Origin of the sequence: Variovorax sp., assembly GCF_035634955.1 — a bacterium.
Lineage (GTDB): Bacteria > Pseudomonadota > Gammaproteobacteria > Burkholderiales > Burkholderiaceae_C > Variovorax.
On sequence record NZ_DASQBZ010000032.1, the window covers coordinates 35277 to 60981 of the forward strand.

Here is a 25705-nt window from a genome sequence, read left to right on the forward strand (position 1 = left end):
AAATGCAAATGCAAAGACTCAGGACCCCTGTCTCGGTTGGCGTCGCCTTGCTCCTGACGGCCTGCGCGGCCGTCAAGGAGCCCAAGCCCTTCACTGAAGACGAGAACAAGGAACGGGCCAAGGTCGACCAGTTGCGCATGTACGAGCAGCAGGAGCCGGTGACCGGCCCGATCACGTTCTACGAAGCGGCGGCCCGGGCGCTCAAGTACAACCTCGACTACCGCCTCAAGCTCATGGAGAGCGCGCTGGCCGCCAACCTGCGCGACGTCTCCAGCCACGAGATGCTGCCGCGCCTGGTGGCCTCGGCGGGGCGCTCGGGACGCAGCAACGATTCCGGCGGCACCTCGATCGGGATCGAGGACCGCCAGGTGAGCTTGCGCCCGTCGACGTCGGAGGAGCGCTACCACACGGTCGCCGGCCTGGGCCTGTCCTGGAGCACGCTGGACTTCGCGGTGGGCTACTACCGCACCGCGCAGAAGGCCGACCAGATCCTCATGGCCGAGGAGCGCCGCCGCAAGGTGGCCCAGAACGTCCTGCAGGACGTGCGCAGCGCCTATTGGCGTGCGCTCGGCGCGCAGCGCCTGCTGCCGCAGGTGGACGGGCTGCTGTCGCGCACGCAGGACGCGCTGCGCCAGGCGCGCGAGGCGCAGGACAAGGGGCTGCTGCCGCGCCAGGAAATCCTGGCGTACCAGCGCGCGCTGCTCGATTCGGTGTCGCTGCTCACCGCGCGCCGGCAGGACCTGGAGTTCGCCCAGGCCGAGCTGCGCGCCCTCATGTCGCTGCCGCCGGGGGCGCCCATGCAGCTGGTGGACGCGCCCGACCCGGCGCTGCCCAAGCTCGGTGCCGACCTGTCGCAACTCGAGCAGGTCGCGCTGGTGCGCCGCCCGGAAATCCAGGAGGAGTGGTACCGCAAGCGCGTCAACCAGCGTGACCTGGACATCGCCAAGGCCCAGCTGTGGCCCAACGTCGGCGTGTCGCTCGGGGCGCGCTACGACTCCAACATGTACCTCTACAACGACCAGTGGCGGGCGGCCGGCATCGACGTGTCGATCAACCTGCTGCGGCTACTGCAGCTGCCTTCGCTCAATGCCGCGCAGGAGTCGCAGTCGCAGACCGACGACGCGCGGCGCATCGCGCTGTCGATGGCCGTGCTCACCCAGGTGCGCATCGGCGCACTGCGCTACTCGCTGGCCATGCAGGAGCTGCAGTTCGCCAACCAGAGCCTGAAAGTCGACACCGAGCTGCTCGACTACGCCCGCTCGGCCAAGAAGACGTCCGTCGGCTCCGACCTGGAAGTCATCCGGGCCGAGGGCCGCTTCCTGCTGTCACGCTACCAGCGCGAGGCAGCGCAGTCGTCGGCCGAGGCCGCCTGGGGCCGGCTCTACAACTCGGTGGGCCTGGACGTGTTTCCCCAGCAGATCGACAGCCACGACGTCAAGACGCTCGCCGGCGAGATCGAGCGCATGACCACCGATGTCGAGAGCTATCGCCTGATCGGCGCGGTGCCCGGCGACGGCAGCCCGAACCTGGCCCGATGACGCGACCGAAACTCCTGCGCGCAGGCGCGCTTTCCTTCATCCTGGCGCTGCTGGGCACGGGCGGCGCCGCGGCGCAGAACGGCATGCCGCCGCCGGCAGCGCCGGCCATCGACCCCAACGCCATCCGCGTGCTGCTGGTGTCCGAACTGGAGACCACCCTGTCGGCGCAGATGGCCGGCAAGCTCGGCGACTTCAAGGCGTCGCTGGGCCAGAAGGTGCCCAAGGGCGACTTGCTGGTGCCGCTCGAATGCGCCGAGCAGCAGGCCCGCGCCAACATCACCGAGGCCGAACTGGCCCAGGCGCGCCAGAACCTGGCCGCCAAGCGCAGCCTGCGCGACCTCAACGCGGTGGGCGACCTCGAGGTGTCCATGGCCAACACGGCATTGCAGAAGGCCATCGGCGAGCGCCGCCTGGCCGTCACGCAGGCGAGCTACTGCCAGGTGCGCGCACCGTTCGACGCGCGCATCGCCAAGGTCTACGCCAAGCCGTACCAGACGGTGCAGGCCGGCGCGCCGCTGTTCGACCTGGTGAGCGACAGCGCGCTCAAGGTGCGGCTGAACGTGCCGTCGGACATGATCCGCCAGGTGCAGCCCGGGCAGGCTTTCCAGGTTAGCATCCTGGAGACAGGCAAGACTTATCCGGCGCGAGTGAGCGCCATCAGCGCACGGGTCGACGCGGTGGCCCAGACGGTCGAGCTCGAAGCCCGGCTGGACAAGGCCTACCCGGACCTGATCGCGGGCATGAGCGGGGTGGCACGCTTCCCCGCGGCGCAGTGAACGACCGCGTCCAGCTTCCGCCGCCCCAACTGCTGCTGACGCTGGCGGCGCTGCGCGACAAGGCCCTGGCGGCCGCGTCGCTCAATGCGCTCGCCTTCGCCATGGCCAACGACCTGTATCCGCTGCTGCGGTTCCGGCAGGCGTTGGTGTTCGCCCAGCCGTCGGTCGGGCAATACAACCTGCTGTGCGTCTCGGGCCTGGCCAAGCCGCAGGAGGATTCGCCCTATCTGGTGTGGCTGCGCCGGACGATGCGCTGGCTCGGGCCGAAGATCGTCGGCACCCAGCCCGTGTGGCTGGCGCGCGCCGCGCTCGATCCGCCCGCCGAGGTGGCCGACGGCTGGGCCGAATGGTGGCCCGCGGGCGCCTGGTGCGTGCCGCTGCACGGGCGCAGCGGGCAGCGGCTGGGACTGGTGCTGTTCCTGCAGGACGCGCCGCCGCCCGAGCCGCTGCAGCCGGCCTTGCAGGGGTTGTGGAACACCTGGGCGTATTGCTGGGGCGCATTGAGCGGGCAGGGCAGGCTGGCGCGCTGGCGGCCGCGCCGGCGCCATTGGATCGCGCTGGCCGCCGTGCTGGCGGCGCTGTTGCTGGTGCCCGTGCGCCAGACTGCGCTCGCGCCGGCCGAGATCGTCTCGCGCGAGGCACAGGCCATCAGCTCGCCGATCGACGGCGTGATCGCCCGCATGCAGGTGCGGCCCAACCAGGCGGTGGAGGCCGGCGCGCCGCTCTTCATGCTCGACGAGACCACGTTGCGCAATCGCGCCGACGTGCTGCGCAAGGAGGTGGCCGTGGCCGACGCCGAGCTCATCGCCGCCAGCCAGCGCGCCTTCGACAATCCGCAGAGCAAGAGCGAGCTCACGGTGCTCAACGGCAAGTCGCAGCAGCGGCGCTCGGAACTGGCCGGCGTGCTGGCCCAGCTGCAGCGCACGCAGGTGCTGTCGCCGCGCGCCGGCGTGGCCGTGTACAGCGATCCGAACGACTGGATCGGCAAGCCGGTCAGCACCGGCGAGCGCATCCTGCTGGTGGCCGACCCGGCCAAGCCGGCCATGCGGGTGGAGCTGCCGGTGGCAGACGCCATCGCGCTCGAGCCCGGCGCGCCGGTCACCCTCTACCTCACGGCCTATCCGCTCACGCCGCTGCAAGGCAGGATCCTGGAGACGAGCTACCAGGCGCGCACCACCGACGAAGGAGTGGTGGCCTACCGGCTGCTGGTGAGCATCGACGACGGCGAGGAAGCCCAGCGCCGCCTGGGCCTGCACGGCACCGCCAAGCTGTACGGCGGGCGCGTGGTGCTCGGCTACTACCTGCTGCGCCGGCCGATCGCCACCGCGCGTGCCTGGCTCGGCTGGTGAGGGCGCGAAGGTGATGTTCAACGCCGCCGCCATGGCTGCCGACGTGCCGGTGCCGCCGCTGCGCGAGGACCTGCGCCTGGGCGAGGCCGCTGCCGGCGCCGACGGCGAGCCCAGCTGGATGATCCAGGACACGGTGGTCAACCGGTTCTACCGCATCGGCTGGTTCGAGTTCGAATGCCTGCTGCGCTGGGGCCAGACGCCGCGCCTGATCAGCGAGCAGATCGCCAGCCAGACCGCCTTGAAGCCCGATGCCGACCAGGTGCTGGGCTTTCGCCGCTTCCTCGAACAGAACCAGTTGCTGCGGCCCGGGCCGGACGCGGTCGACAAGCTGCGTGCGCGCAGCGAAGGCAATCCGTGGCTGACCTGGAAGGGCTGGCTGCACCACTACCTGTTCTTCCGCATTCCGCTGGTGCGGCCGCAACGGATGCTGCAGGCACTGGCGCGCCGGCTGGACTGGCTGTTCCATCCGTTCATGGCCTGGCTGGTGCTGGCCCTGAGCCTGCTGGGCCTGGTGATGGTGGCGCACCAGTGGGACACGTTCAGGAACGCCGTGATCGAATCGTTCTCGGCCGAAGGTCTGCTCGGGTTCGCGCTGGCGCTGGTGGTGGGCAAGACGCTGCACGAGATGGGCCATGCGCTCACCGCCACCCGGCTGGGGCTGAAAGTCGCGCACATGGGCATCGCCTTCGTCGTGCTCTGGCCGATGCTCTACACCGACACCGGAGAAGCCTGGAAGCTGCGCAGCGCGCGCGCGCGCCTGGCCATTGCCAGTGCCGGCATCGTCACCGAGCTGTCCGTCGCGGGGCTGTCCACGCTCGGCTGGGCGCTGAGCGAGCCGGGGCCCCTGCGCGACGCCTTCTTCTACCTGGCCACCACCGCCTGGGTGCTGTCGCTGGCGCTCAATGCCAGTCCGTTCATGCGATTCGACGGCTATTTCATCCTGTCGGACCTGCTGGATTTTCCGAACCTGCACGAACGCGGCCAGGCACAGGCGAGGGTGGCCATCCGGCGCGGGCTGCTCGGCCTGGACGAACCGTGGCCGGAGCACTTCGCGCCGCGCCAGCGCCGCCTGCTTGTCGCCTTCGCCGTCACCACCTGGATCTACCGGCTGGTCATCTTCGCCGGCATCGCGGTGGCGGTGTACTTCCTGTTCTTCAAGGTGCTGGGCATCTTCCTGTTCGCGGTCGAGATCACCTGGTTCATCCTGCGGCCGGTCTGGCGCGAGGTCGGGCACTGGTGGCAGTCGCGCAGCGGCGTGCCGGCGTCGCGACGGCTGCTGCTGGCGGCCCTGCTCGGCGGGATGGTCGCGCTGCTGGCCGTGCCATGGCAGACCCAGGTGCACGGCTGGGGCATGGCGCGGGCCGAGCGTCAGTTGCGCGTGTTCGCGCCCTATCCGGCGCTGATCCGCGAGATCCACCCGGTCGGCCGCGTCCAGGCCGGCCAGCGGCTGGTCATGCTCGGGCAGCCGGACATCGACGAGCGCGTGCGCCGCAGCGAGGCCGGCGCGCGCAGCTACGACGCGCGCCTGCTCGGCCTGCTGGCCGACCCGGCCGGATCGAGCGAAGACGTTGCCACGCGGCAGCGGTTGGGTGTGGAACTGGAGGAAGGCCGGGCCGCCCGCTCCGAGATCGAGCGCCTGAGTCTGCTGGCGCCCTTTGCCGGACTGTGGCGCGACGTCGACCCGCAATGGGCGCCCGGCCAGTGGGTCGGCACGCGCGAGCCGGTGGGCGTGCTGTACGACCCGTCCAGCTGGCAGGTGGACGCCTACATCAAGCCCGACGAGGTGCATCGCATCGAACCGGGCGCCGGCGTGCGCTTCTATCCGGAGGGGCAGTTCGAGCCGATCGAGGGCCGCGTGCTGGCCATCGGCAGCACACGCACCAGCCAGCTGGAAAGCCCGATGCTCTCGTCGCGCTACGGCGGCCCGTTGACCACCACCAAGCAGGGCGAGGCGCTGACACCGACGCCGGCGCTGTTCCACGTGCTGGTGCAGCTGGACGCCGCGCCGCCGGCGCACCAGGAAACGCGCGGCCAGGTGCAGATCGACGGCGCCCGGCGCAGCGTCCTCGTCGAAGGGCTGACCCGGCTGGCGGCGGTGCTGCGGCGCGAAGGCGGCTTCTAGGCCGTCCGGACGAACAGGTCAGGCGCCCGCTTCCGGCGCGGTGGGCAGGGGCGCGCCGTGCGCGCCGGCGTCGATGTACAGCCGCCTGATGACCGGGTACCGGGCGCGGACCGCCTTCTCGATGGCGGCGATCGTCCGGTCCGCCTGCGCCGTGGTGCTGCCGGGGTCGAAATCCAGGTCGATCACCGCCAGCACCTCGTCCGGGCCCATGTACATCGACAGCACCTGGCCGACCGCGTGCACATGCGGCTGGGCCCTGGCGATGTCGCGGATGGCCCGCGCCGTCTCGGGGCGGATGCCTTCGCCGATCAGCAGCCCGCGCGACTCGCGCACCAGCAGCACGGCCACGCCAGCCAGCAGCAGGCCGATCAGCACCGAGGCGGCGCCGTCGAGCTCGGGCATGTCGAAGCGGTGGCTGGCGTAGACGCCGCCGGCGGCAATCAGGAGCCCGGCCAGGGCCGCGCCGTCCTCGGCCAGCACCGTGTAGGTGGCCGGGTCCTTGCTCGAATGCAGCGCGTTCCAGAACGGTCGCTTGCCGCTTTGCCCAAGGAACTGGCGCAGCGCGATCGCGAAGCTCGTGCCCTCGAACAGCGCCGCCAGCGCCAGGACGACGTAGTTCCATGTGGGATCGGTCATGGGCTCGGGATGCCGCATGTGCTGGATGCCTTCGTAGAAGGACACGCCCCCGCCCAGGCCGAAGATCAGCACGGCGACGATCAGGCTCCAGAAGTACAGCTCCTTGCCGTGTCCGAAGGGGTGTTCCGCCGTGGCTGGCCGCTTGCTCAGGCGCAACCCCACCAGCAGCAGCACACCGTTGATCGTGTCGACCGCGGAGTGGATGCCCTCGGACAGCATGGCGGAGCTGCCCGTGATGCCTGCGACCACGAACTTGGTCACCGCGATGGCAACGTTGGCGGCCATGGCGCCGTAGATCGCAATGCGTGATTCGGCCATCGGGCGACTATGCACGCGCGCCGGCGGGCATCGTGTAGGAGGCCGGCGCCCGGCGTCAGCGGGGCGAGGCCTGCGCCTGCGGCCCGGCGCTGCGTGCCAGCCACTTCATGTAGACCAGCGTGGCGACCAGGCCCAGCAGCAGGTACAGCGCGATCAGCGCCGGCACGGCATGGTCCTGCGGGAAGTTGGCCGCGGCCAGCGTGAAGGCCACGCCTGGATGGCGCGACGCGGTCGACACGGCCAGCACCAGGCGATCGCCGGTGTCGGGCCCACCCAGCAGGTGGCCGACGACCAGGCCGACCACGATGAACACCAGCAGCACCGCCCAGGTGCCATGGCCCATCACCTCCAGCAGCGCCTTGTGCATGGCGAACACCACCACCAGGCCGGCCAGCGGCAGCAGCCATCCGGCCAGCACGATGGCGGGCCGCGCGATGCGGCCGGCCATTGCCGGCAAAAGCGCGCGCACGGCCATGCCGACCAGCAGCGGCGCCACGATCATCTTGAGCACGGTCAGGGCGATGGCGCCCGACCCGAGCGTGAAGGTCTGTCCGAAGATGAGTCCGAGCACCTTCACCCAGACGGGAATGAGCAGCAGCGACAGCAGCGCCATGCACACCATGAGCCCCAGGGCGTAGGGCGCATAGCCGCCGCCCTTGCCCTGGCGCCGCGGCAGCAGCGGGGGAATGGGCGAGATGGCCAGGCAAACCAGGGTGACTTCCAGCGCGCCGGGCAGATCGAACAGCCAGACCAGCACCAGCGCGAGCACGGGCATCGCGAGGTACATGGCCAGCAGGCCGCGTGCCAGCAGTGCCGGGCGGCGCAGCACGTAGAGCAGGTCGCCCGGCGTTGCCTCCAGGCCGATGGCATAGACATTGATGATGACGCTGGCCTGCAGGCACAGCTTGATCAGTTCATGAAGATCCATGGAGATGTCCCCGGAGCAATTGCCGGCCGCCATCAAAACACAAGGGCGCGCGCGGGGCAAATGCAGCCCCGCACGAGCCGCGGGCAGCACGCGAAACCTGAACACCGACGCAGCCGGCCTGCCGTCCCGGAGCCGGCTTCCCCAGGGAAAGGCATCGCGCCGGCCGGCCCGGCAAATCCGAACACTCCCGACGCACGGAATTCTTAGACTCCAGGGTTGGCGCCTGTGCCATGAGCGCCGCACGAATCAGGAGAGCCCATGGACTGGCAAACCCACGAAATCAGCAATCAGTTCGACGAACTGACCAACTACAACCTCTACGACACCGATGCCCCGCTGCGCGAGGCGATGGCGCGCGCCGGCGCCGGCTGGGCAGGCGAAGACCTGAGCGGCTATGGCGCCAGGCTGGGGGCGGCGCAGACCTGGCAATGGGCGGCAGATGCCAACCGCCACACTCCCGAGTTCGAGGCTTTCGACGCGCGCGGACGGCGCACCGACCGGGTCGACTTCCATCCCAGCTGGCACGAACTGATGCGCATGCACCGCGAAGCCGGCTCGGTGTCGATGGCTTTTCGCGAGCCGGCGCGGCGCGGCCGCTGGGCGGCCTGGGCCGCGCACTTCTACATGGAAGGCCAGGTCGAGGCCGGCTCCATGTGCCCGTTGTCGATGACGCAGGCCTCCATCCCCGTGCTAGGCAAGGAGCCCGGCCTGTGGGCCCGGTACGGCGACAAGCTGATGAGCGACACCTACGATGCGCGCGACCTGCCCATCGAGCAGAAGTCGTCCATCTGGATCGGCATGGGCATGACCGAGAAGCAGGGCGGCTCCGACGTGCGGGCCAACACCACCACGGCGACGCCCATCGGCGCGGGCGGGCGCGGCGGCGAGTTCCTGATCCGCGGCCACAAGTGGTTCTTCTCGGCGCCCATGTGCGACGCCCACCTGGTGGTCGCACGCACCGCCGACGGTGGCCCTTCGTGCTTCTTCGTGCCGCGCTGGAAACCCGACGGGACCCGCAACCCCGTGCGCATCCAGCGCCTGAAGGAAAAGGTGGGCAACCGCAGCAACTCCAGCAGCGAGGTCGAGTTCCAGGACGCCTGGGGCATCCTGTTGGGCGAGGAAGGCCGCGGCATTCCCACGATCATCGAGATGGCCACCTACACCCGGCTGCACTGCGTGCTGGGAAGCGCGGCCATGCTGCGCCAGGCGAGCGTGCAGGCGATCGCCTATGCGCGCCAGCGCAGGGCGTTCGGCAACGTGCTGGCCGAGCAGCCGCTGATGCGCGGCGTGCTGGCCGACCTGGCGCTGGAAAGCGAGGCCGCCCTGGTGCTGGCCATGCGCCTGGCCGAGGCCTACGAACTGGGCGACGACCCGGCCCAGCGCGTCTGGAAGCGCGTGATGACGCCGGCGGCCAAGTTCTGGGTCTGCAAGCGCGCGGTCGAAGCCACCGGCGAGGCCATGGAGGTCTTTGGCGGCAACGGCTACGTCGACAACGGGCCGATGGCCCGCCTGTTCCGCGAGGCGCCGGTCAACTCCATCTGGGAAGGTTCGGGCAACGTCATGTGCCTGGACGTGATGCGCGCCATCGGCCGCGAGCCGCAGGCGGCCTTCGAGCTGCTGGACCAGCTCGGCGCCGACGCCAATGGCGACGCCGCTGTGCAGGCCGAGGTCGAGGCATTGCGCGGCATGCTCGCCACCAAGCCGGATGAACTCGAGGGCCTGGGCCGCCGCTTCGCGCAACGCCTGGTGCTCACGGCGCAGGCCGTCCTGCTGCGCAAGCATGCGCCGGCGGCCGTCGCCGACGCCTTCATCGCATCGCGCCTGGATCCGCAATGGGGCCGCGTGGTGGGTGCGCTGGACACGCGGGCCATCGACGTTTCCAAGCTGCTTCAGCGCGCACTGCCGGCCTGAGCTGACCATGAACCTCGTCTCGATCTTCGACAGCTACGTGCGCAAGACGCCGGACAAGGCGTTCGTGCGTTTCGACGGCCAGGGCATCAGCTATGCGCAGATGCAGCGGCGCTCGCGCCAGGCCGCGCGTGTCCTGGTGGAGCTTGGCGTGCGGCGCGGCGATCGCGTGGGGTTGATGTGCTTGAACACCCCCGCCTTCGTCGACGTGCTGCTGGGCGCCTGGCGCATCGGCGCGGCCGTGGTGCCGATCAACCACAAGCTGCAGACGCCCGAGGTCGACTTCATCCTGTCGCACAGCGGCGCGCAGGTCTGTGTTGCGGACGCCGCCCTGGCGACGGTGCTGCAGCCGCTGGCGGGCCGCGTGGCCCTGCTGTCGACCGAAGGCACAGTGCCGGGCTGGCGGCATCTCGACGGCTTGCGCGACGCCGCTCGCGGCGATGCGCCGCAGGAAGAGGCGCCGCCTCACGAGGACGAAGTCGCCGAGATCCTGTACACGTCGGGGACGACCGGGCGGCCCAAGGGTTGCGTGCACACCCATCGCACGGTCACCCTGTCGGGCATCACCTCCGCGCTGGGGCTGTCCATCACGCGCGACGAGGTCACCCTGATCGCCATGCCCGTGTGGCATGCCTCGCCGCTCAACAACTGGCTGGCCGGCACCTTGTACATGGGCGGCACCGTGGTGCTCCTGCGCGAATACCACCCGCTGCATTTCCTGCAGGCAGTGCAGGGCGAGCGCGTCACCCTGTACTTCGGGGCGCCGGTGTCGTTCGCGGCGCCGCTGCAGGCCGTGCCCGGCTTCGCCGAATTCGACCTGTCGAGCGTGCGCGCATGGATCTACGGCGGTGGACCGATCGGGCCGGACCTCGCGCGCAAGCTGGCCGCGGCCTACCGCAGCGACGCCTTCTACCAGGTCTACGGGATGACCGAGACCGGGCCGACCGGCACCACCCTGTATCCTGACGAGCAGGTCGCCAAGGCCGGCTCCGTCGGCCGCGTCGCCTTGCCCGGCGTCGACATGCGCGTTGTACGCGACGACGGCCGCGACGCCCGGCCCGGCGAGGTGGGCGAGATCTGGCTGCGCGCCGGCTCCACCATGCGCGGCTACCTGGACGACCCGCAGGCCACCGCCAAGGCGCTCACCGACGACGGCTGGTACAGGACCGGCGACGTCGCCCGCATGGACGAGGATGGCTATCTGTTCATCGTCGACCGCATGAAGGACATGATCGTCACCGGCGGCGAGAACGTGTATTCCAAGGAAGTGGAGGACGTGCTTTCGGGGCATCCTGGCATCGCCGACGTGGCGGTGGTGGGCAAGCCGCATCCGGAATGGGGCGAAACCGTCGTGGCGCACGTGGTTGTCGCCGGCGCCGCGGCACTGGACGGCGATGTGTTGCGCAGCTACCTGGCCGACAAGCTCGCCAAGTACAAGATTCCTCGCGAATGGGAGTTCGTGCAGTCGCTGCCGCGCACGCCGACCGGCAAGCTGCAGAAGTTCATGCTGCGCCACTGAGCGGCGCCGGGGGCACTGCCTACCGTCGCCCCAGCACCACGTGCCTGAATCGATCCATCATGGTGCGCCTGTCCTTGAGAATCGACCCGATCGGCCGAGCGCGGAACGTGGCGCGCTCCTCTTCCAGCACCTGGTGCAGCGCCTCCAGGTTCTGCTGGTTGTAGTGCCACAGTCCGTTGACGACGAAGCGGCCGGCATGGCCGTCGACCTGGGACGAGATGTGCACGTCGGTGGCGCCGATGCGCAGCAGGGTCTGCGCGCGCGCCGCCGCCAGCTGGGCCGCGCCGCCGAACAGGTCGATCTGGCGGGAGAACGTGACGCTGATGGCCTGCACCTGCGGGAAGTTCTCGGTCACGAAGGCGCAGACCTCCAGGAAGATGAAGCGGCCCACGTGGCGGCCTTCCGCCTTGACGATCGGTTGCGGGTCGAAGGCCTCGAGATGGATTTCGGTGCCGTCGCGCAGCAGGGGTACCGGGTCGAGCACTGCCAGGAACTCGCCGCGGTTGTAGACGTGCATCGGTTGTCCGAGCGCGTAGGGCGAGCCGCCCGGGCCCCGGATCGTTAGGAAGCCATGTTTCATGCGCGAGCAGGTCTTCTTGTTATGTCCCGCCCGCCGATCCCGCGGCGCCGCCGGCGCCGTGACGAGGAAGCCGCTGGCGGGCGGCCAGCCGCCACTATAGAAGCACAGGAAGCGCCCGGCGCAAAAAAAACGGCGCAACCGTGCACCGCGCCGTGCGATGGGGCGCGCGCGTGGCGGAGCCGCGCCGCTCAGCTGGCGGGTGCGCGCTCGGGGCCGCCGCAGGCGTCGCCGCTGATGGTCACGCCGTAGACATCGTCCCCGACGGTGTAGAGGTGAACGAACCGGATGCCGCGCGCCATCATCGCGCGCGTGTTGGGCGTGCCGCAGTTCTTGGCCGTCAGGTGCGCGCGCAGCAACTCGGGATCGACCCGCGCCACCCGGACGTAGTGGTAGGTGGCCGTGCGGGTCTCGGGCGAGTACTCGGCGCCCACCAGGACGGACTGGTCTTCCATGCGCATCGGCACGTGCTGCAGCACGGCCTGCACACCACTTTGCATGCCGGTCTGCAGTTCGGTGTCGCTCATGCTGGCCAGGCGCACCGAGTCGTCGGCGCCGAATCCGATCGCGGGCGCCGCGAAGGCGATGGCCAGGGCGGCAAGGCGAACCGGGCGCCAAGCCGCGCGCCGTGGTCGCGCGGCAGCATCGGTCGCCGGATCGCGAGGGGGGAGTTGCAAGGCAAGGGACATGGCATGACCCTCAAGGACAGATGAGCAAAAGTATGACTTTAGTGTTCACAACGGTCAACAAGGCGTCCGGGTGCCGGCGCCATCCGTAGTCGGCATGCCGGACCGTCCGTGGGCCTGACAGATTGTGAAGCGAATTGAAGTCGCAATTGATTCAAATTCTAAAAAAATAATCTGTTCAATATTTCCGTGGCGCGCTGTCCGGCTGCAATGAAGTGGCGCCGAGTTCTCCCTTTTCGGTCAATAAGATCGATCGCGCAACCGCCGATAAAAGGCGGTGCGAACAGGGAGAAATTCAACAATGTCATTTGCACTATTTGCGCGCCGCCGCTTGGGCGACGCAACGAAATTCATCCGCTTGGCCTCGGTCGCAGCTGCCCTTTGCGCCGCAAACGAGGCCGCGGCGTCGTCGGCCGCATTGATCGACGCCGACAATCGGCAACTCCGGCAGGACATTCAATGGCTGATCGACCGCGGGATCATCGAATTTTCCGCATCGAGCTGGCCTGTTTCAATTGATGCGCTTGAATTTGCAATTGCTCACAAGTTTCCCGTCGAATTGACGCATGCCGACCACGAGGCCCTGCGCTCCGTGCAACGCTTGTTGCAACTCGAGCGGGAAGCTTTCGGCGTCGAGCTGGGCGCCGTCTCGCGTGCGCATCCGGCGCTCGCCGACGGTGAAGACGGGCGCTCCCGTGGCCGGCTGGGCGTCTATGCGCGGGGCGAAATGGGCAACCTGGCCGGCCGGCTGCAGGCCAATGGCATGGCCGACCCGAGCGGCGCCGCCCACTCGAACACCAACCTCGAAGGCAGCTATGTCAGCGGCGCATTCCTGGGGCAGATCGTCTATGCCGGCCAACTGGCGCGCTGGTGGGGGCCGGGCCAGGACCAGAGCCTCATCTGGTCCGACTCGGCCGAAGCCATTGCGACCGTCGGGCTGCGGCGCGGCAGGGAAACCGCGCCGGACTCCCCCTGGCTCTCGTGGATCGGCCCGTGGGGCTACGACCTGTCCGTCGGCACGTTGCGGCACTACCGTTCGAACCCCGGCACCCGGATCCTCGGCATGCGCCTCTACGCGCGGCCCATGCGCGGCCTGGAGATCGGCGCCTCGCGCTTCATCCAGTGGGGCGGGGGCGATGGAGGGGGCCTGGCGTCGCTGGGCGATGCGCTGGTCGGCCGCGCCAATTCGCCGGACCGACCGGCCAACAACGAGATCGCCGGCTTCGACCTGCGCTACGGCATGGCGTTCGGCGACAGTGCGATGGCTTTCTATGGGCAGGCCGTCGGCGAGGACGAGGCCGGGTCCTGGCCCGCCAAGTACATCGGCCTGCTGGGTGCCGAGTACAGGCATGGGTGGAGTTCAGCGCGGCTGCACTGGTACGTCGAGGCGGCCGACACCAAGGTCAATCGCGCGTTCAGGGCAGGGGCCCGTGGCGAGCCGCACGTGGCGTACGAGCACAGCTTCTTTCGGGACGGGCTTCGGCACGACGGCCTGCCCATCGGCGCCTGGATCGACGGCGATGCGCGTATGTATTCGGCGGGGCTGAACGTCGCGGCCGGCGGCGCGCTGGACTTCAGGTATGGCTTCAGGGTCTTTCACGTCGCCGCCGACGCCGGGGCCGGCTGGCGGGGCGCCCGCGTCCACGCGCCGGGCAGCTTCCAGGGTGGGCGCATGGCGATCTCGTGGCGCTACGGCAAGACGGACCTGGGCGTCGCCATGAGTGCGCTGGGTGGGCGCGGGCGGCCCTATGACGTGGGTGCAGGGTTGTTCGTCAAGACGCGGTTCTGAGGCCGCCGCGCCACCGGCGGCGGCCCACCCGTGGTGCGTTCAGTCTGCCTGCTGCCCGGGCTTCGGTGTGTCGCCGTCGCGCGCAACGTTCGCCACGCGCAGGGGCAGCGCAGGCGCATCGCCCGACTTGTCGATGCCGGCATACACCGTCACGTGCGGGAAGGGCATCTGGATGCCCTTGGCGTCGAAGGCGGCCTTCATGCGGCGCAGGTACTCGCGCCGCACGCCCCATTGCTTCGAGGCGGCGGTGCGCAGGCGCGCCTTGAGCATCACCGCACTTTCGCCGAGCTGGTCCAGGCCGGCCATTTCGAGGTCGTCGAGGATGACGTCCTTCCAGTCGGGGTCCTGCCGCATCTGCCCGGCCACTTCATGCATGACGGCGATGACCGTGTCCACTTCCTCGCGATAGGCGACGCGCACGTCGAACACGGCGTTCGAGAAGTTGCGCGTCATGTTCGACACCGTGTCGATCAGGTTGTTGGGAATGAAATGCACGGTGCCGTCGTAGTCGCGCAGGCGCACGTGGCGCAGGGTGATGTCCTCGACCGCGCCGCTGATGTTCGCGACCCGCACCACGTCGCCGGTGCGGATCTGATCCTCGAACAGGATGAAGAATCCGGTGAAGTAGTCCTTGACCAGGCTCTGCGCGCCGAAGCCGATGGCCAGGCCGACCACGCCGGCCGCACCAAGGATGGGCGCCAGCGAGATGCCGACCTGCCCAAGGACCAGCATGAAGGCCACCGCGCCGACGATCACGGCGATGAGGTAGCGCATGACGCGCGCCAGCGTGGCGGCGCGGCTGGCGTCGGCAGAGTCCATGTGGCGTTCGGCGCGCATGCGCACCAGGCTCACCATGCGATGGAGCATGTGCGTGGCAACCCAGGCCAGCACGACGATCAGCAGGATGCGCAATCCCGTCAGGGCAGGTGCGCCCCAGCGGTCCCAGTCGATGTTGTTGATCAGGTTCATGTGTTCAGGTTTGTTGGGTTTGTCGAGGCCGATGGCGCGCAGCCCGGACGGCCTGCACGAGGTGCGGCGCCGGCCCGAAAAGGCTCGGGGAAGCAGTGGCCTGAGACCTGCACGCATGGTGCAAGTTCCCGATCGTCATCCGGGAAAACGAGTCCGGGAAATCGAGCAGGCCGTGAAGTATCTTACGTGCAGCGCAAGATTCAATAATGCCGGTACCCGGCCCGCCGGCCGCAAGACTACAGGAGACATCCATGCTCAAACCGCTGTTGGCGACATTCGTGCTCGCCGCTTCCGCGCTGCTGTCGGGGCCCGCGCAGGCCGATCCGATCATCATCAAGTTCAGCCACGTGGTGGCCGACAACACGCCCAAGGGCCAGGCCGCCATCAAGTTCAAGGAACTGGCCGAGAAGAAGCTGCCCGGCAAGGTGAAGGTCGAGGTGTTTCCCAATTCGCAGTTGTTCGGCGACGCCAAGGAGCTGGAGGCGCTGCTGCTCGGGGACGTGCAATTCATCGCGCCGTCGTTGTCGAAGTTCGACCGCTACACCAAGAAGATCCAGCTGTTCGACCTGCCGTTCCTGTTCGACGACGTGGCCGCGGTGGACCGCTTCCAGGCCAGCGCGGCGGGGCAGGGCCTGCTGACCGCGATGAAGGGCAAGGGCCTGCTGGGCCTGGCCTACTGGCACAACGGCATGAAGGAACTGTCGACCAACAAGGACAAGCTGCAGCGTCCCGAGGACGTCAAGGGGCTGAAGTTCCGCATCCAGGCGTCCGACGTGCTCGAGGCTCAGTTCCGGGCGCTGGGCGCCAATCCGCAGAAGATGGCCTTCAGCGAGGTCTACCAGGCGCTCCAGACCGGCGTGGTGGACGGCCAGGAGAACACCTGGTCGAACATCTATTCGCAGAAGTTCTTCGAGGTCCAGAAGACCATCGCCACCACCAACCACGGCGTGATCGACTACATGGTCGTGACCAACGCCAAGTGGTGGGACGGCCTGCCGGCGGACGTGCGCAAGGGTCTGTCCGAGGCGATGGCCGAAGCCACGGCCTACGGCAACGGCATCGCCAACGAATTCAACGAGCGCGACCGCAAGCGCATTGCCGAAGGCGGCAAGGCCAAGGTGGTGACGCTGTCCAAGGAAGACGTCGCCGCGTGGCGCAAGGCGATGGAGCCGGTGTGGAAGAAGTTCGAGGGCGACATCGGCAAGGACCTGATCGACGCGGCCCTGAAGTCGAACAGCAAGTAGCGCCATGCGTTGGCTGCACCGACTGGAGGAGGGCGTGATCGCCTTCCTGCTGGCCGCCATGACGCTGGTCACCTTCGGCCAGGTGGTCGCGCGCTACGGATTCAACTACAGCTTCACCTGGGCGCTGGAACTCAACACGGTGTTCTTCGCCTGGCTGATCTTCGTAGGCATGTCGTACGGCGTGCGGGTCGGTGCGCACATCGGCGTGGACCTCCTGGTGCGACGGCTCGGGCCGCGCAATGCGCGCGTGGTTGCTGCCGCTGCCTGCGCCCTGTGCCTGGCCTACGCGCTGATCCTTACCTGGGGCGGCATCGTCTATCTGCAAAAGATGTACGCGGTCGGCATCCTGATGCAGGACATTCCCGTGCCGCAATGGATCCCGCGCATCGTCCTGCCGCTGGGCTTCGCGCTGCTGACGCTGCGATTCGCCGAGCTGATGTGGCGCGTGCTGCGCGGGCAGGCCACCACGCTGCTGGGCGACGAGGCGCAGGATGCGCTGAAACTGCGCACCGACACGCCCGGCGCGGCCGATGCTCCGGAGGCGCGCCCGTGACCACCGCCGTCCTTTTCGTGCTGCTGTTCGCCTTCATGTTCATCGGCATGCCGGTGGCGGTTGCGCTGGGCATGTCGTCGCTGCTGACCATCCTGGTGCTCGGCCGCGATTCCCTGGCCTCGCTGTCGCTCAAGCTGTTCGAGACTTCGGAGCACTACACGCTGATGGCGATCCCGTTCTTCCTGCTGGCGGGGGCGTTCATGACCACCGGCGGCGTGGCGCGGCGCATGATCGCCTTTGCCGTCGCCTGCGTCGGCCACTTGCGGGGGGGACTGGCCATCGCGGCGGTGTTGGCCTGCATGCTGTTCGCGGCGGTGTCGGGTTCGTCGCCGGCGACGGTGGTGGCCGTAGGCTCGATCGCCATCGCCGGCATGGTGCGCGCCGGCTACAGCCAGGAGTTCGCCGCCGGCGTGATCTGCAACGCCGGCACGCTCGGCATCCTCATCCCGCCGTCCATCGTGATGGTGGTGTACGGCGCGGCCACCGAGACCTCGGTCGGGCAACTGTTCATCGCCGGCGTGATCCCGGGCATCCTCCTCGGCTGCATGCTCATGCTCGCCATCTACCTGCGCGCGCGCGCCATCGACCTGCCGCGCCAGCCGCGCGCGAGCCGCGCCGAGCTGTGGCGCGCAGGGCGCGATTCCCTCTGGGGCATGCTGCTGCTCGTGATCATCCTCGGCGGCATCTACGGCGGGGTGTTCACACCCACCGAGGCGGCGGGGGTGGCGGCGGTGTATGCCTTCGTGATCGCCGTGTTCGTCTACCGCGACATCGGCCTGAAGGACGTGCCGCGCGTGCTGGTCGACGCCGGGCGGGTGACGGTGATGCTGATGTTCATCATCGCGAACGCGCTGCTCTTCGCCCACGTGCTCACCACCGAGCGCATTCCGCAGGCCATCGCCGAGCAGATCGTGGGCATGGGGCTGGCGCCCTGGCAGTTCCTGATCGTGGTCAACGTCCTGCTGTTGGTGGCCGGGGCCTTCATGGAGCCGACCGGCATCGTGCTGATCCTGGCGCCGATCCTGTTCCCCATCGCCACGCAGCTGGGCATCGACCCGGTGCACCTGGGCATCATCATGGTGGTCAACCTCGAGATCGGCATGGTCACGCCGCCGGTCGGCCTGAACCTGTTCGTCACGTCGGGTATCACCGGCATGCCGGTAACGCGGGTGGTGCGCGCAGCCATGCCATGGCTGGCGGTGCTGCTGGTGTTTCTCGTGATGGTCACCTATTTGCCGGCCATCAGCCTGTGGCTGCCGAGGCTGCTATTCTGACGGCGTGCCTTCGCAACCCATCGAAGACTATGCGCTGATCGGCGATTGCCATACCGCGGCCCTGGTGGGCCGCAATGGGTCCATCGACTGGCTCTGCCTGCCCCGTTTCGATTCGGCGGCCTGCTTCGCAGCCCTGCTGGGCGACGCGCGGCATGGTCACTGGCTGGTGGCCCCCGCGGTGCCGGTGCGCAAGGTCCGGCGCCGCTACCGGCCCGGCACCCTGATCCTGGAGACCGAGTTCGAGACGAGCCACGGCGTGGTGCGCCTGGTCGATTGCATGCCCATCGCCAATGGACGCTCCGACGTGCTGCGCTTCGTGGTCGGCGTGCGCGGGCGCGTAGCCATGCGCATGGAACTGGTCATGCGGCCGGACTACGGCTCGATCGTGCCCTGGGTGCGGCGGGTCGACGGCGGGCTGCTGGCCACCGCCGGGCCCGACGCGATGCAGCTGCGCACGCCACTGCAATTGCGCGGGCGCCACATGCGCACCTTTGCCGAGTTCGAGGTGGGCAAGGGCGAACGCATTCCGCTGCACCTGGCGCATCGCCCGTCGCACCTGCCGGCGCCAGAGCCGCAGGATCCCGAGCGCCTGCTGGCCGACACCGAGAAGTACTGGCGCGACTGGTCCGGCCGCTGCACCTACCGCGGCCCGCGCCGCGCGGACGTGCAGCGTTCGCTGATCACGCTCAAGGCGCTTACGTACCTGCCGACCGGCGGCATCGTTGCGGCGGCCACCACGTCGCTGCCCGAACAGTTCGGCGGCGTGCGCAACTGGGACTACCGCTACTGCTGGCTGCGCGACGCCACCTTCACCCTCAATGCATTGCTGCTGGCCGGCTACACCGACGAGGCGGTGGCCTGGCGCGAGTGGCTGCTGCGCGCGGTGGCCGGTCGGCCGGCCGACATGCAGACGCTCTACAGCGTCACCGGTGAGCGGCGGCTGGACGAATACGAGCTCGACTGGCTGCCCGGCTACGACGGCGCCCGGCCGGTGCGGGTCGGCAACGCCGCGGCGCGGCAGCTGCAGCTGGACATCTACGGCGAGCTGATGGACACGCTGCACCTGGCGCGCCATGCCGGCGTGCCGCCGCAGCCGCACGCCTGGCAGATCCAGCGCAAGCTGCTCGACTATCTCGAGCGCCGGTGGGAAGAACCGGACGAGGGCATCTGGGAGATCCGTGGCCCGCGCCGGCAGTTCACCCATTCGAAGGTCATGGCCTGGGTCGCATTCGACCGGGCCATCAAGTCGGTCGAGCAATTCGGGCTGGACGGGCCGGTGGCTCGGTGGCGCGCGCTGCGCAGCACCATCCACGGACGCGTGTGCCGCCAGGGCTTCAACCGGCGCCGCAACGCCTTCGTGCAATGCCTGGGCGGGGCCGAGCTGGACGCCAGCCTGCTGCTGCTGCCGCAGCTGGGCTTCCTGCCGCCCGACGATCCACGCGTGATCGGCACCGTGGAGGCGGTGCAGCGAGAACTGACGCGCGGTCCGCTGGTGTGGCGCTACCAGACCCACACCGGCATCGACAACCTGCCGCCGGGCGAGGGCAGCTTCCTGCCATGCAGCTTCTGGCTGGTCGACGCGCTGGCCCTGATTGGCCGCCATGCCGAGGCCGAGGCGCTGTTCAAGCGCGTGATCGCGCTGCGCAACGACGTGGGGCTGCTGGCCGAGGAGATCGACGCGGACAGCGGGCGCATGCTCGGCAACTTTCCGCAGGCGTTCAGCCACATGGCGCTGGTCAACACGGTGCGCGTGCTGGGCCTGTCGCGCCAGCGCATCCAGCGCTCCGGGCGCGAAGGCGAGCGCCCGGCTGCGGCGCCATCCGCCGCCGCCCGGCGCCAGGGCGCGCGCAAGGCCGCGGGCTGACGCGCGCCGGGCGGCTTCTCAGGCGGCCGCGGCCGACTGGCGCAGGTGCAGCACCACGCGGCGCGTGTCCGGCTCGTCGTCCGGGCCGTGCTCGGGCACGAAGCCCAGCGCCCGGGACAGTCCCAGCATGCCGGTGTTCTCGCGCAGCATGATGGCGTAGAGCCGCTCGTAGCCGCGTGCGCGCGCATGCGCGATGAGCTCGCTGAGCAGTATCCGCCCCAGGCCCTTGCCCTTGAGGTCGGAGCGCACCAGCAGCGCGAACTCGGCCTGCGACAGGTCGGGGTCGGCCACGGTGCGGCCCACGCCCAGCGTCTCGGGTTGGCCATTGGCATCGATGCCCTCGGCGATGAAGGCCATCTCGCGGTCGTAGTCGATCTGCGTCATGCGCGCCAGCTCGCTGTGCGGCAGGTCCTTGCGCGGCGAAAAGAAGCGCAGCCGCATGTCCTCCATGGTGGCCTGCTGCACGAAGGCCGCATGCTGCGGCTCGTCCTCCGGGCGGATGGGGCGCAGGGTGATCTGCCGCCCCTGCCACTCGAGGCGCCGCGTCCAGCCGTCGGGATAGGGCACGATGGAAAAGCGCGCCGCGCCGGCCACCGGCGCCGACGCCACGCGCACCCGCACCGTGCCGGCCAGGGCGTCCTGGTCGTCCAGCCACAGCGGGTCGATGTCCAGTTCCGCGAGCAGCGGCTGCTCGGCCAGCAATTGCGAAATGGCGATCAGTACGTCGTACAGCGCGTCGAGCCGCACCTGCACCCGGAACCGGTCGCCGTGCTCGCCCCAGCGGGCCACGCGCGTGTGCTGCACCAGTTCGCGTGCCAGCACGCGATTGAGCGGCGGCAGGCCGGCGGCCATGTCCTCTTCGCCGCCGCCGCCGTGGCCGCACAGGATGACCGGCCCGAACAGCGGGTCGATGCGGCTGGCCACGTGGACCTGGCGCGACCGCGCCGCCTTCGCCAGCGCCGGTTCGCTCTGCGCATCCGGGCCGGTGGGCGCCAGCGCGATGCCGTAGGCGCGCAGCAGCGCATGGGCCTGCGCCGTGTCCAGCCATTCGCGGCCCTGGACGCGGGCCTGCTCCAGCAGCTGCCGGGCAGCCTCTGTGTCGGGGCTGGCGTTCTCGCACGCGGCGGGCACTTCCATCAGCGCTTCCTGGTTGCGCCGGTAGGTCTGGAGCATGGCGAACGCGCGCACCGCGTTCTCGGGCGTCAGATAGCACGGCACGCCGGCCCGATCGAACAGCTCGCGTGCCGGGGCGATGGCGGCGTCGCCCATCCAGCAGGCCATGACGCGCGGCACGCCGCGCTCCTGCAGGGACGGCAGGCAGGCCCGGGCGATGTCCTCGGCCGCCACGTTGGCGCTCGGGGCATGGAGGAACAGCACGGCGCCGGCCTGCGGTTCGGCCAGCAATGCCGTCAGCGTGGCGGCATAGGCCTCGACCGGCGCATCGCCGCCGATGTCCACCGGGTTGTGGCACAGCCAGGGCATCTTCAGGCGTTCGGCGGCCTCGATCAGTCCGGGGCCGGGCTCGGCCAGCGTCACGCCGGCCATGGCGGCCGCATCGGCGCTGGCCACGCCGGCGCCGCCGCCGTTGGTCATGATGGTCAATGTGCTGCTGCGATTGCCGCGAAAGCGCGCCAGCGTCTGCGCGCCCATGAGAAGGTCCTGCAGCGTGTCCACGCGCAGCATGCCGGCGCGGCGGATCGCGGCGTCGTATACGCGGTCGTCGGCCACCGGGCCACCGCCGGCGCGCCCTACGGCGGCGGCCAGCCCGGCGCCGGCGCGCCCGGCCTTGACCACGATCACCGGCTTGTTGCGCGCCGCCGCCCGCGCCGCCGACAGGAACTTGCGCGGTGCGGTGACGGCCTCGATGTACAGCACGATCGCGCGCGTCTTCCAGTCGCTGGCGAGCCAGTCGAGCACGTCGCCGAAATCGACGTCGCAGTGCTCGCCCAGCGAGACCAGGCTGGACACGCCGATGCCGCGGCCGCGCGCCCAGTCGAGGAAGGCCGTGACGAGCGCCCCCGACTGCGAGACGAAAGCCAGCTCGCCCGGCCTGGCGCCGATGTTCGCCAGGCTCGCGTTGAGCCCGATATGCGGGTTGAGCAGGCCGATCGAACGCGGGCCGAGCAGGCGCATGACGTACGGGCGCGCAGCCACCAGGGCGGCATCGCGCTGGCTGGGGTCCAGGCCCGGCGTCATGATGATGGCCGCGCGCGTGCCCATGGCGCCGAGCTGCGCCACCAGCGGCGCGATGGTGCGCGGCGGCGAGCACAGCACCGCCAGTTGCGGCACCGCCGGCAGGGCCTTCGCATTGGCGAACACCGGCTCGCCGTCCAGTTGCGCATGCTTGGGGTTGACGCCCCACAGCGTGCCCCGGAACCCGCCCGCGCGCAGGTTCTTCCAGACCGTCGCGCCGACGCTCCCGGGCCGGGTCGAGGCGCCGAAGACGGCCACGCGCTCGGGCGTGAAGAGTTGGTCGAGGTGGCGGACGGTCAAGGCAGGCTCCACAGGTCACTGGCGACGACGAATGCTGCCCTGCATGCCTCGGGGCCGCAAGCCTTGCGCCCCGGGGCGGCCGGCCGTCGTCGCCCCAGGAAAACCCCGGCCCGACAGGGACAGGGCACCTGTCGCATCATGGACCGCGGTGCTCCTGCCGGAGCCACGCCGCGAAGGATTGCCCATGCCGACCGAGTCCCGCAGCCCATCCCGCCACCCCCGCACCGCGCCTTCGGGCCGGCCGCTGCCGCCGCAGGCCATCAGCCAGGCGGTGCTGGCCGAGAAGTACGCCAAGGGCGCGGAGCGCAGCATCGACGACGTGCGCCGGCGCGTGGCGCATGCGCTGGCACAGGCCGAGGCGCCCGACCAGCGCATCGCCTGGGAAGCGCGCTTCGCCGAGGCGCTGGCGCAGGGCTTCCTGCCGGCAGGGCGCATTCAGTCCGCCGCCGGGACCGACCTGAGCGCGACGCTCATCAACTGCTTCGTGCAGCCGGTGGGCGACTCGATCTCGGCCGAGGAGGAGGGCTATCCGGGCATCTACAGCGCGCTGACCGAGGCGGCCGAAACCATGCGCCGCGGCGGCGGTGTGGGCTACGACTTCTCGCGCATCCGGCCGCGCGGGGCGGCGGTGGCCAGCACCCAGTCCAGCGCATCGGGGCCGGTGTCGTACATGCGCGTGTTCGACCGCTCCTGCGAGACGGTGGAGTCGGCCGGTGCGCGGCGCGGCGCGCAGATGGGCGTGCTGCGCTGCGATCATCCGGACGTGGAGGAGTTCATCCACGCCAAGGACACCGGCGACCTGAGCAACTTCAACATCTCGGTCGCCTTGACGGACGCCTTCATGCAGGCGGTGCAGGACGACCGCGCGGTGCAGCTCGTGCACCGCGCCGCGCCCGGGCCGCGGCTGGCGGCGCAGGGCGCGTTCCAGCGCGAGGACGGCCTGTGGGTGTACCGCACGCTGCCGGCGCGCTCGCTGTGGGACCAGATCATGCGGGCCACGTACGACCATGCCGAGCCGGGCGTGCTGTTCCTGGACCGGATCAACACCGACAACAACCTGTCCTACTGCGAGCACATCACGGCCACCAATCCCTGCGGCGAGCAGCCGCTGCCGCCGTACGGATGCTGCTGCCTGGGCTCGATCGACCTCACGCGCTTCGTGCGCGAGCCCTTCGAGACGAGCGCCGGGTTCGACGAAGAAGGCTTTGCCGCGCTGGTGGCGGTGGCCGTGCGCATGCTCGACAACGTGCTCGACCTGAGCCCCTGGCCGCTGTCGCAGCAGCGCGAGGAAGCGCAGCGCAAGCGCCGCATCGGCCTGGGCTTCACCGGGCTGGGCGACGCGCTGGTCATGCTCGGCCTGCACTACGACAGCGATGCCGCCCGCGCCATGGCCCGGCGCATCGCCGAGCGCATGCGCGACGCCGCCTACGGCGCCTCGGTGGACCTGGCCGGCGAGAAGGGCGCCTTCGGCCTGTTCAACGCCGACCTCTACCTCAGCCGCGGCACCTTCGCGTCGCGCCTGCCGGCGGCGCTCAAGGAGCGCATTCGCAGCGCGGGCATCCGCAATTCGCACCTGCTGTCGATCGCGCCCACGGGGACCATCAGCCTGGCGTTCGCGGACAACGCCAGCAACGGCATCGAGCCGGCCTTCTCATGGCGCTACACGCGGCGCAAGCGTGGCGCGCAGGGCGAGGTCGAGGAGTTTGCGGTGCAGGACCACGCATGGCGCCTGTACCGGCACCTGCGCGGCGAGGACGCGCCGCTCACGCCGGCGTTCGTCACCGCGCTGGAGCTGAGCACGTCGGCCCACGAACAGATGGTTGCAGCCGTCGCGCCCTACGTCGACACCTCGATCTCCAAGACGGTCAACGTGCCGGCCGACTATCCGTACGAGGATTTCAAGGACCTGTACCTGCGCGCCTGGCGCTCGGGCCTCAAGGGCCTGTCGACCTACCGGCCGAACGCGGTGCTGGGGTCGGTGCTGGTGGCCGAGCCGGCGGCCGGCACCGCCGGAGACGCCGCGTCGGCGAGCGGTCGTGTCGGCGCGCTCATGCTCGACGGGGCGTCCGCGGCGCCGGACGGTCGGCTGATGCTCGAGCGCGCGCCGCAGCCGGTGCTGGCGTCGCTGCGCTGGCCGGGCCGGCCCGAACTGCCGGCGGGAAACGCGGCCTGGAGCTTCATGATCCGGCACCCCTTCGGCGAGTTCGCGCTGTTCGTGGGCGAGCTGCCCGACGGGCCGCGCGCGGCGCCGTTCGAGGTCTGGTTCAACGGCGCGGAGCAGCCGCGCGGACTCGGTGCGCTGGCCAAGACGCTGTCGATGGACCTGCGCGCCAAGGACCCGACCTGGATGCGCCTGAAGCTCGATCTGCTGGCCACCGTGCTCGAAGAGCGCGATTTCGAGATGCCGTTTCCGCCGCATGGCGAGCCGCGCCGCTTCCCCGGCGTCGTGGCGGCCACCGCCGCGGTCATCCGCTGGCGCTGCGAGCAGCTCGGGCTCTGGCAGGACGAGGCGCAGGCCCCCAAGCCGGTCATCGATGCGCTCTTCTCGCGCGAGGAGCCGCGCACCGGCCCCAACGGCACGCTGGCCTGGGCGGTGGACATTCACAACCCGGCCAGCGACGAAGCCTTCACGCTCACGCTCAAGGAAGTGCTGCTGCCCGACGGCCAGGGCGGACGCGTCGCGCGGCCCTGCGCGCTCGGCCTGTCCGGCAACCATCCGCGCGCGCTGGATGGCCTCGCGCGCATCCTGTCGCTGGACATGCGGGTGCTCGATCCGGCATGGATCGGCATGAAGCTGCGCAAGCTGCTCAACTACGCCGAGCCGCTGGGCCACTTCATGGCCTTCGTGCCGGGCCTGCCGGCCGGGCAGCAACGCCAGCAGGTGTGGCCGTCCACCGTGGCTTACCTGGCCCGGCTGGTGATCCACCGCTACGCCATGCTGGGTGTGCTGGACGAGGCCGGCTACCCCATCGCGCCGATGGGCATTCTGCAGGCGCCGGCGGAAGGCACCGCCGGCGGCGCAACGACGGCGGCCCCCATGGCGGGCATGCGCTGCCCCGAATGCGGCAACGCCACGCTGATCCGGCGCGATGGGTGCGATTTCTGCACCGCCTGCGGGCACGTCGGCAGCTGCGGCTAGCCGACTCGCGAGCCCGTGCGGGC

At 69.9% G+C, this 25705-nt stretch carries 19 protein-coding genes; 12 read left to right on the top strand and 7 right to left on the bottom strand.

All coding sequences use genetic code 11. From position 1 onward, the window contains the following. Nucleotides 1-8: 8 nt before the first annotated feature. Genes VES41_RS21045 through VES41_RS21060 form a run of 4 tightly spaced genes read left to right on the top strand, consistent with a single transcriptional unit; the run spans nucleotide 9 to nucleotide 5785 of the window. Nucleotides 9-1538, top strand: coding sequence for a TolC family protein (locus VES41_RS21045; RefSeq protein ID WP_324821138.1), 1530 nt, complete (start codon nucleotides 9-11; stop codon nucleotides 1536-1538). Further along, nucleotides 1535-2314, top strand: coding sequence for an efflux RND transporter periplasmic adaptor subunit (locus tag VES41_RS21050; protein WP_324821141.1), 780 nt, complete (start codon nucleotides 1535-1537; stop codon nucleotides 2312-2314). Before VES41_RS21045 ends, VES41_RS21050 begins: the two co-directional genes overlap by 4 nt. After that, nucleotides 2311-3663: an efflux RND transporter periplasmic adaptor subunit gene (locus VES41_RS21055; protein ID WP_324821143.1), complete on the top strand. Its 1353-nt coding sequence runs from the start codon at nucleotides 2311-2313 to the stop codon at nucleotides 3661-3663. The genes VES41_RS21050 and VES41_RS21055 overlap by 4 nt, the downstream gene beginning before the upstream one ends. Nucleotides 3664-3676: 13 nt before the next feature. After that, on the top strand, nucleotides 3677-5785 hold the full coding sequence (locus VES41_RS21060; RefSeq protein WP_324821145.1) for an HlyD family efflux transporter periplasmic adaptor subunit: 2109 nt from the start codon (nucleotides 3677-3679) through the stop codon (nucleotides 5783-5785). A gap of 18 nt (nucleotides 5786-5803) precedes the next feature. Here the strand turns inward: VES41_RS21060 and VES41_RS21065 are convergent, their stop codons facing one another. Beyond that, nucleotides 5804-6739 (bottom strand): cation diffusion facilitator family transporter, encoded by a 936-nt coding sequence (locus VES41_RS21065; protein ID WP_324821147.1) that lies wholly within the window; start codon nucleotides 6737-6739, stop codon nucleotides 5804-5806. A 55-nt stretch (nucleotides 6740-6794) separates the two neighbouring features. Further along, nucleotides 6795-7667 carry a hypothetical protein gene (locus VES41_RS21070; protein ID WP_324821150.1) on the bottom strand — a complete coding sequence of 291 codons (873 nt, stop codon included), beginning with the start codon at nucleotides 7665-7667 and terminating at the stop codon, nucleotides 6795-6797. A 258-nt stretch (nucleotides 7668-7925) separates the two neighbouring features. Here VES41_RS21070 and VES41_RS21075 point away from each other — a divergent pair, with 258 nt between their 5' ends. After that, a complete protein-coding gene (locus VES41_RS21075) occupies nucleotides 7926-9578 on the top strand; it encodes an acyl-CoA dehydrogenase family protein (RefSeq protein WP_324821152.1) in 1653 nt (550 codons plus the stop codon). 7 nt (nucleotides 9579-9585) lie between these two features. Continuing rightward, nucleotides 9586-11094 carry a class I adenylate-forming enzyme family protein gene (locus VES41_RS21080; RefSeq protein ID WP_324821154.1) on the top strand — a complete coding sequence of 503 codons (1509 nt, stop codon included), beginning with the start codon at nucleotides 9586-9588 and terminating at the stop codon, nucleotides 11092-11094. 19 nt (nucleotides 11095-11113) lie between these two features. Here VES41_RS21080 and VES41_RS21085 read toward each other — a convergent pair whose 3' ends face one another. The 3 genes from VES41_RS21085 to VES41_RS21095 form a co-directional block, all read right to left on the bottom strand. Further along, a complete protein-coding gene (locus tag VES41_RS21085; protein ID WP_324821156.1) occupies nucleotides 11114-11611 on the bottom strand; it encodes a hypothetical protein in 498 nt (165 codons plus the stop codon). Between the two features lie 251 nt (nucleotides 11612-11862). Next, nucleotides 11863-12348, bottom strand: a complete 486-nt coding sequence (locus VES41_RS21090; RefSeq protein ID WP_324821158.1) for a hypothetical protein — start codon at nucleotides 12346-12348, stop codon at nucleotides 11863-11865. 249 nt (nucleotides 12349-12597) lie between these two features. Continuing rightward, nucleotides 12598-12792, bottom strand: a complete 195-nt coding sequence (locus tag VES41_RS21095) for a hypothetical protein (RefSeq protein ID WP_324821160.1) — start codon at nucleotides 12790-12792, stop codon at nucleotides 12598-12600. Between the two features lie 157 nt (nucleotides 12793-12949). Here VES41_RS21095 and VES41_RS21100 point away from each other — a divergent pair, with 157 nt between their 5' ends. Further along, nucleotides 12950-14146: a capsule assembly Wzi family protein gene (locus tag VES41_RS21100; RefSeq protein ID WP_324821161.1), complete on the top strand. Its 1197-nt coding sequence runs from the start codon at nucleotides 12950-12952 to the stop codon at nucleotides 14144-14146. Between the two features lie 39 nt (nucleotides 14147-14185). Here VES41_RS21100 and VES41_RS21105 read toward each other — a convergent pair whose 3' ends face one another. Continuing rightward, nucleotides 14186-15115 carry a mechanosensitive ion channel family protein gene (locus VES41_RS21105; protein WP_324821163.1) on the bottom strand — a complete coding sequence of 310 codons (930 nt, stop codon included), beginning with the start codon at nucleotides 15113-15115 and terminating at the stop codon, nucleotides 14186-14188. A gap of 251 nt (nucleotides 15116-15366) precedes the next feature. On the opposite strand from VES41_RS21105, the gene VES41_RS21110 reads away from it, so the two are divergent. Genes VES41_RS21110 through VES41_RS21125 form a run of 4 tightly spaced genes read left to right on the top strand, consistent with a single transcriptional unit; the run spans nucleotide 15367 to nucleotide 20050 of the window. Continuing rightward, a complete protein-coding gene (locus tag VES41_RS21110; protein WP_324821165.1) occupies nucleotides 15367-16359 on the top strand; it encodes a TRAP transporter substrate-binding protein in 993 nt (330 codons plus the stop codon). A 4-nt stretch (nucleotides 16360-16363) separates the two neighbouring features. Continuing rightward, entirely contained in the window at nucleotides 16364-16912 is a 549-nt protein-coding gene (locus VES41_RS21115) for a TRAP transporter small permease (RefSeq protein ID WP_324821167.1), read from the top strand. Beyond that, nucleotides 16909-18186 carry a TRAP transporter large permease subunit gene (locus VES41_RS21120; RefSeq protein ID WP_324821169.1) on the top strand — a complete coding sequence of 426 codons (1278 nt, stop codon included), beginning with the start codon at nucleotides 16909-16911 and terminating at the stop codon, nucleotides 18184-18186. The genes VES41_RS21115 and VES41_RS21120 overlap by 4 nt, the downstream gene beginning before the upstream one ends. A gap of 4 nt (nucleotides 18187-18190) precedes the next feature. Then, nucleotides 18191-20050: a glycoside hydrolase family 15 protein gene (locus tag VES41_RS21125; protein ID WP_324821171.1), complete on the top strand. Its 1860-nt coding sequence runs from the start codon at nucleotides 18191-18193 to the stop codon at nucleotides 20048-20050. An 18-nt stretch (nucleotides 20051-20068) separates the two neighbouring features. Here VES41_RS21125 and VES41_RS21130 read toward each other — a convergent pair whose 3' ends face one another. Continuing rightward, on the bottom strand, nucleotides 20069-22543 hold the full coding sequence (locus VES41_RS21130) for a GNAT family N-acetyltransferase (RefSeq protein WP_324821172.1): 2475 nt from the start codon (nucleotides 22541-22543) through the stop codon (nucleotides 20069-20071). A 184-nt stretch (nucleotides 22544-22727) separates the two neighbouring features. On the opposite strand from VES41_RS21130, the gene VES41_RS21135 reads away from it, so the two are divergent. Beyond that, nucleotides 22728-25682, top strand: coding sequence for an adenosylcobalamin-dependent ribonucleoside-diphosphate reductase (locus VES41_RS21135; RefSeq protein WP_324821174.1), 2955 nt, complete (start codon nucleotides 22728-22730; stop codon nucleotides 25680-25682). Nucleotides 25683-25705 lie beyond the last annotated feature (23 nt).

Excerpts from the sequence above, each read along its gene's own strand:
- VES41_RS21045 (WP_324821138.1), top strand. The coding sequence starts at position 9 with ATGCAAAGACTCAGGACCCCTGTCTCGGTTGGCGTCGCCTTGCTCCTG.
- VES41_RS21050 (WP_324821141.1), top strand. The coding sequence starts at position 1,535 with ATGACGCGACCGAAACTCCTGCGCGCAGGCGCGCTTTCCTTCATCCTG.
- VES41_RS21060 (WP_324821145.1), top strand. The coding sequence starts at position 3,677 with ATGTTCAACGCCGCCGCCATGGCTGCCGACGTGCCGGTGCCGCCGCTG.
- VES41_RS21065 (WP_324821147.1), bottom strand. The coding sequence starts at position 6,739 with ATGGCCGAATCACGCATTGCGATCTACGGCGCCATGGCCGCCAACGTT.
- VES41_RS21070 (WP_324821150.1), bottom strand. The coding sequence starts at position 7,667 with ATGGATCTTCATGAACTGATCAAGCTGTGCCTGCAGGCCAGCGTCATC.
- VES41_RS21075 (WP_324821152.1), top strand. The coding sequence starts at position 7,926 with ATGGACTGGCAAACCCACGAAATCAGCAATCAGTTCGACGAACTGACC.
- VES41_RS21080 (WP_324821154.1), top strand. The coding sequence starts at position 9,586 with ATGAACCTCGTCTCGATCTTCGACAGCTACGTGCGCAAGACGCCGGAC.
- VES41_RS21085 (WP_324821156.1), bottom strand. The coding sequence starts at position 11,611 with ATGCACGTCTACAACCGCGGCGAGTTCCTGGCAGTGCTCGACCCGGTA.
- VES41_RS21105 (WP_324821163.1), bottom strand. The coding sequence starts at position 15,115 with ATGAACCTGATCAACAACATCGACTGGGACCGCTGGGGCGCACCTGCC.
- VES41_RS21110 (WP_324821165.1), top strand. The coding sequence starts at position 15,367 with ATGCTCAAACCGCTGTTGGCGACATTCGTGCTCGCCGCTTCCGCGCTG.
- VES41_RS21115 (WP_324821167.1), top strand. The coding sequence starts at position 16,364 with ATGCGTTGGCTGCACCGACTGGAGGAGGGCGTGATCGCCTTCCTGCTG.
- VES41_RS21135 (WP_324821174.1), top strand. The coding sequence starts at position 22,728 with ATGCCGACCGAGTCCCGCAGCCCATCCCGCCACCCCCGCACCGCGCCT.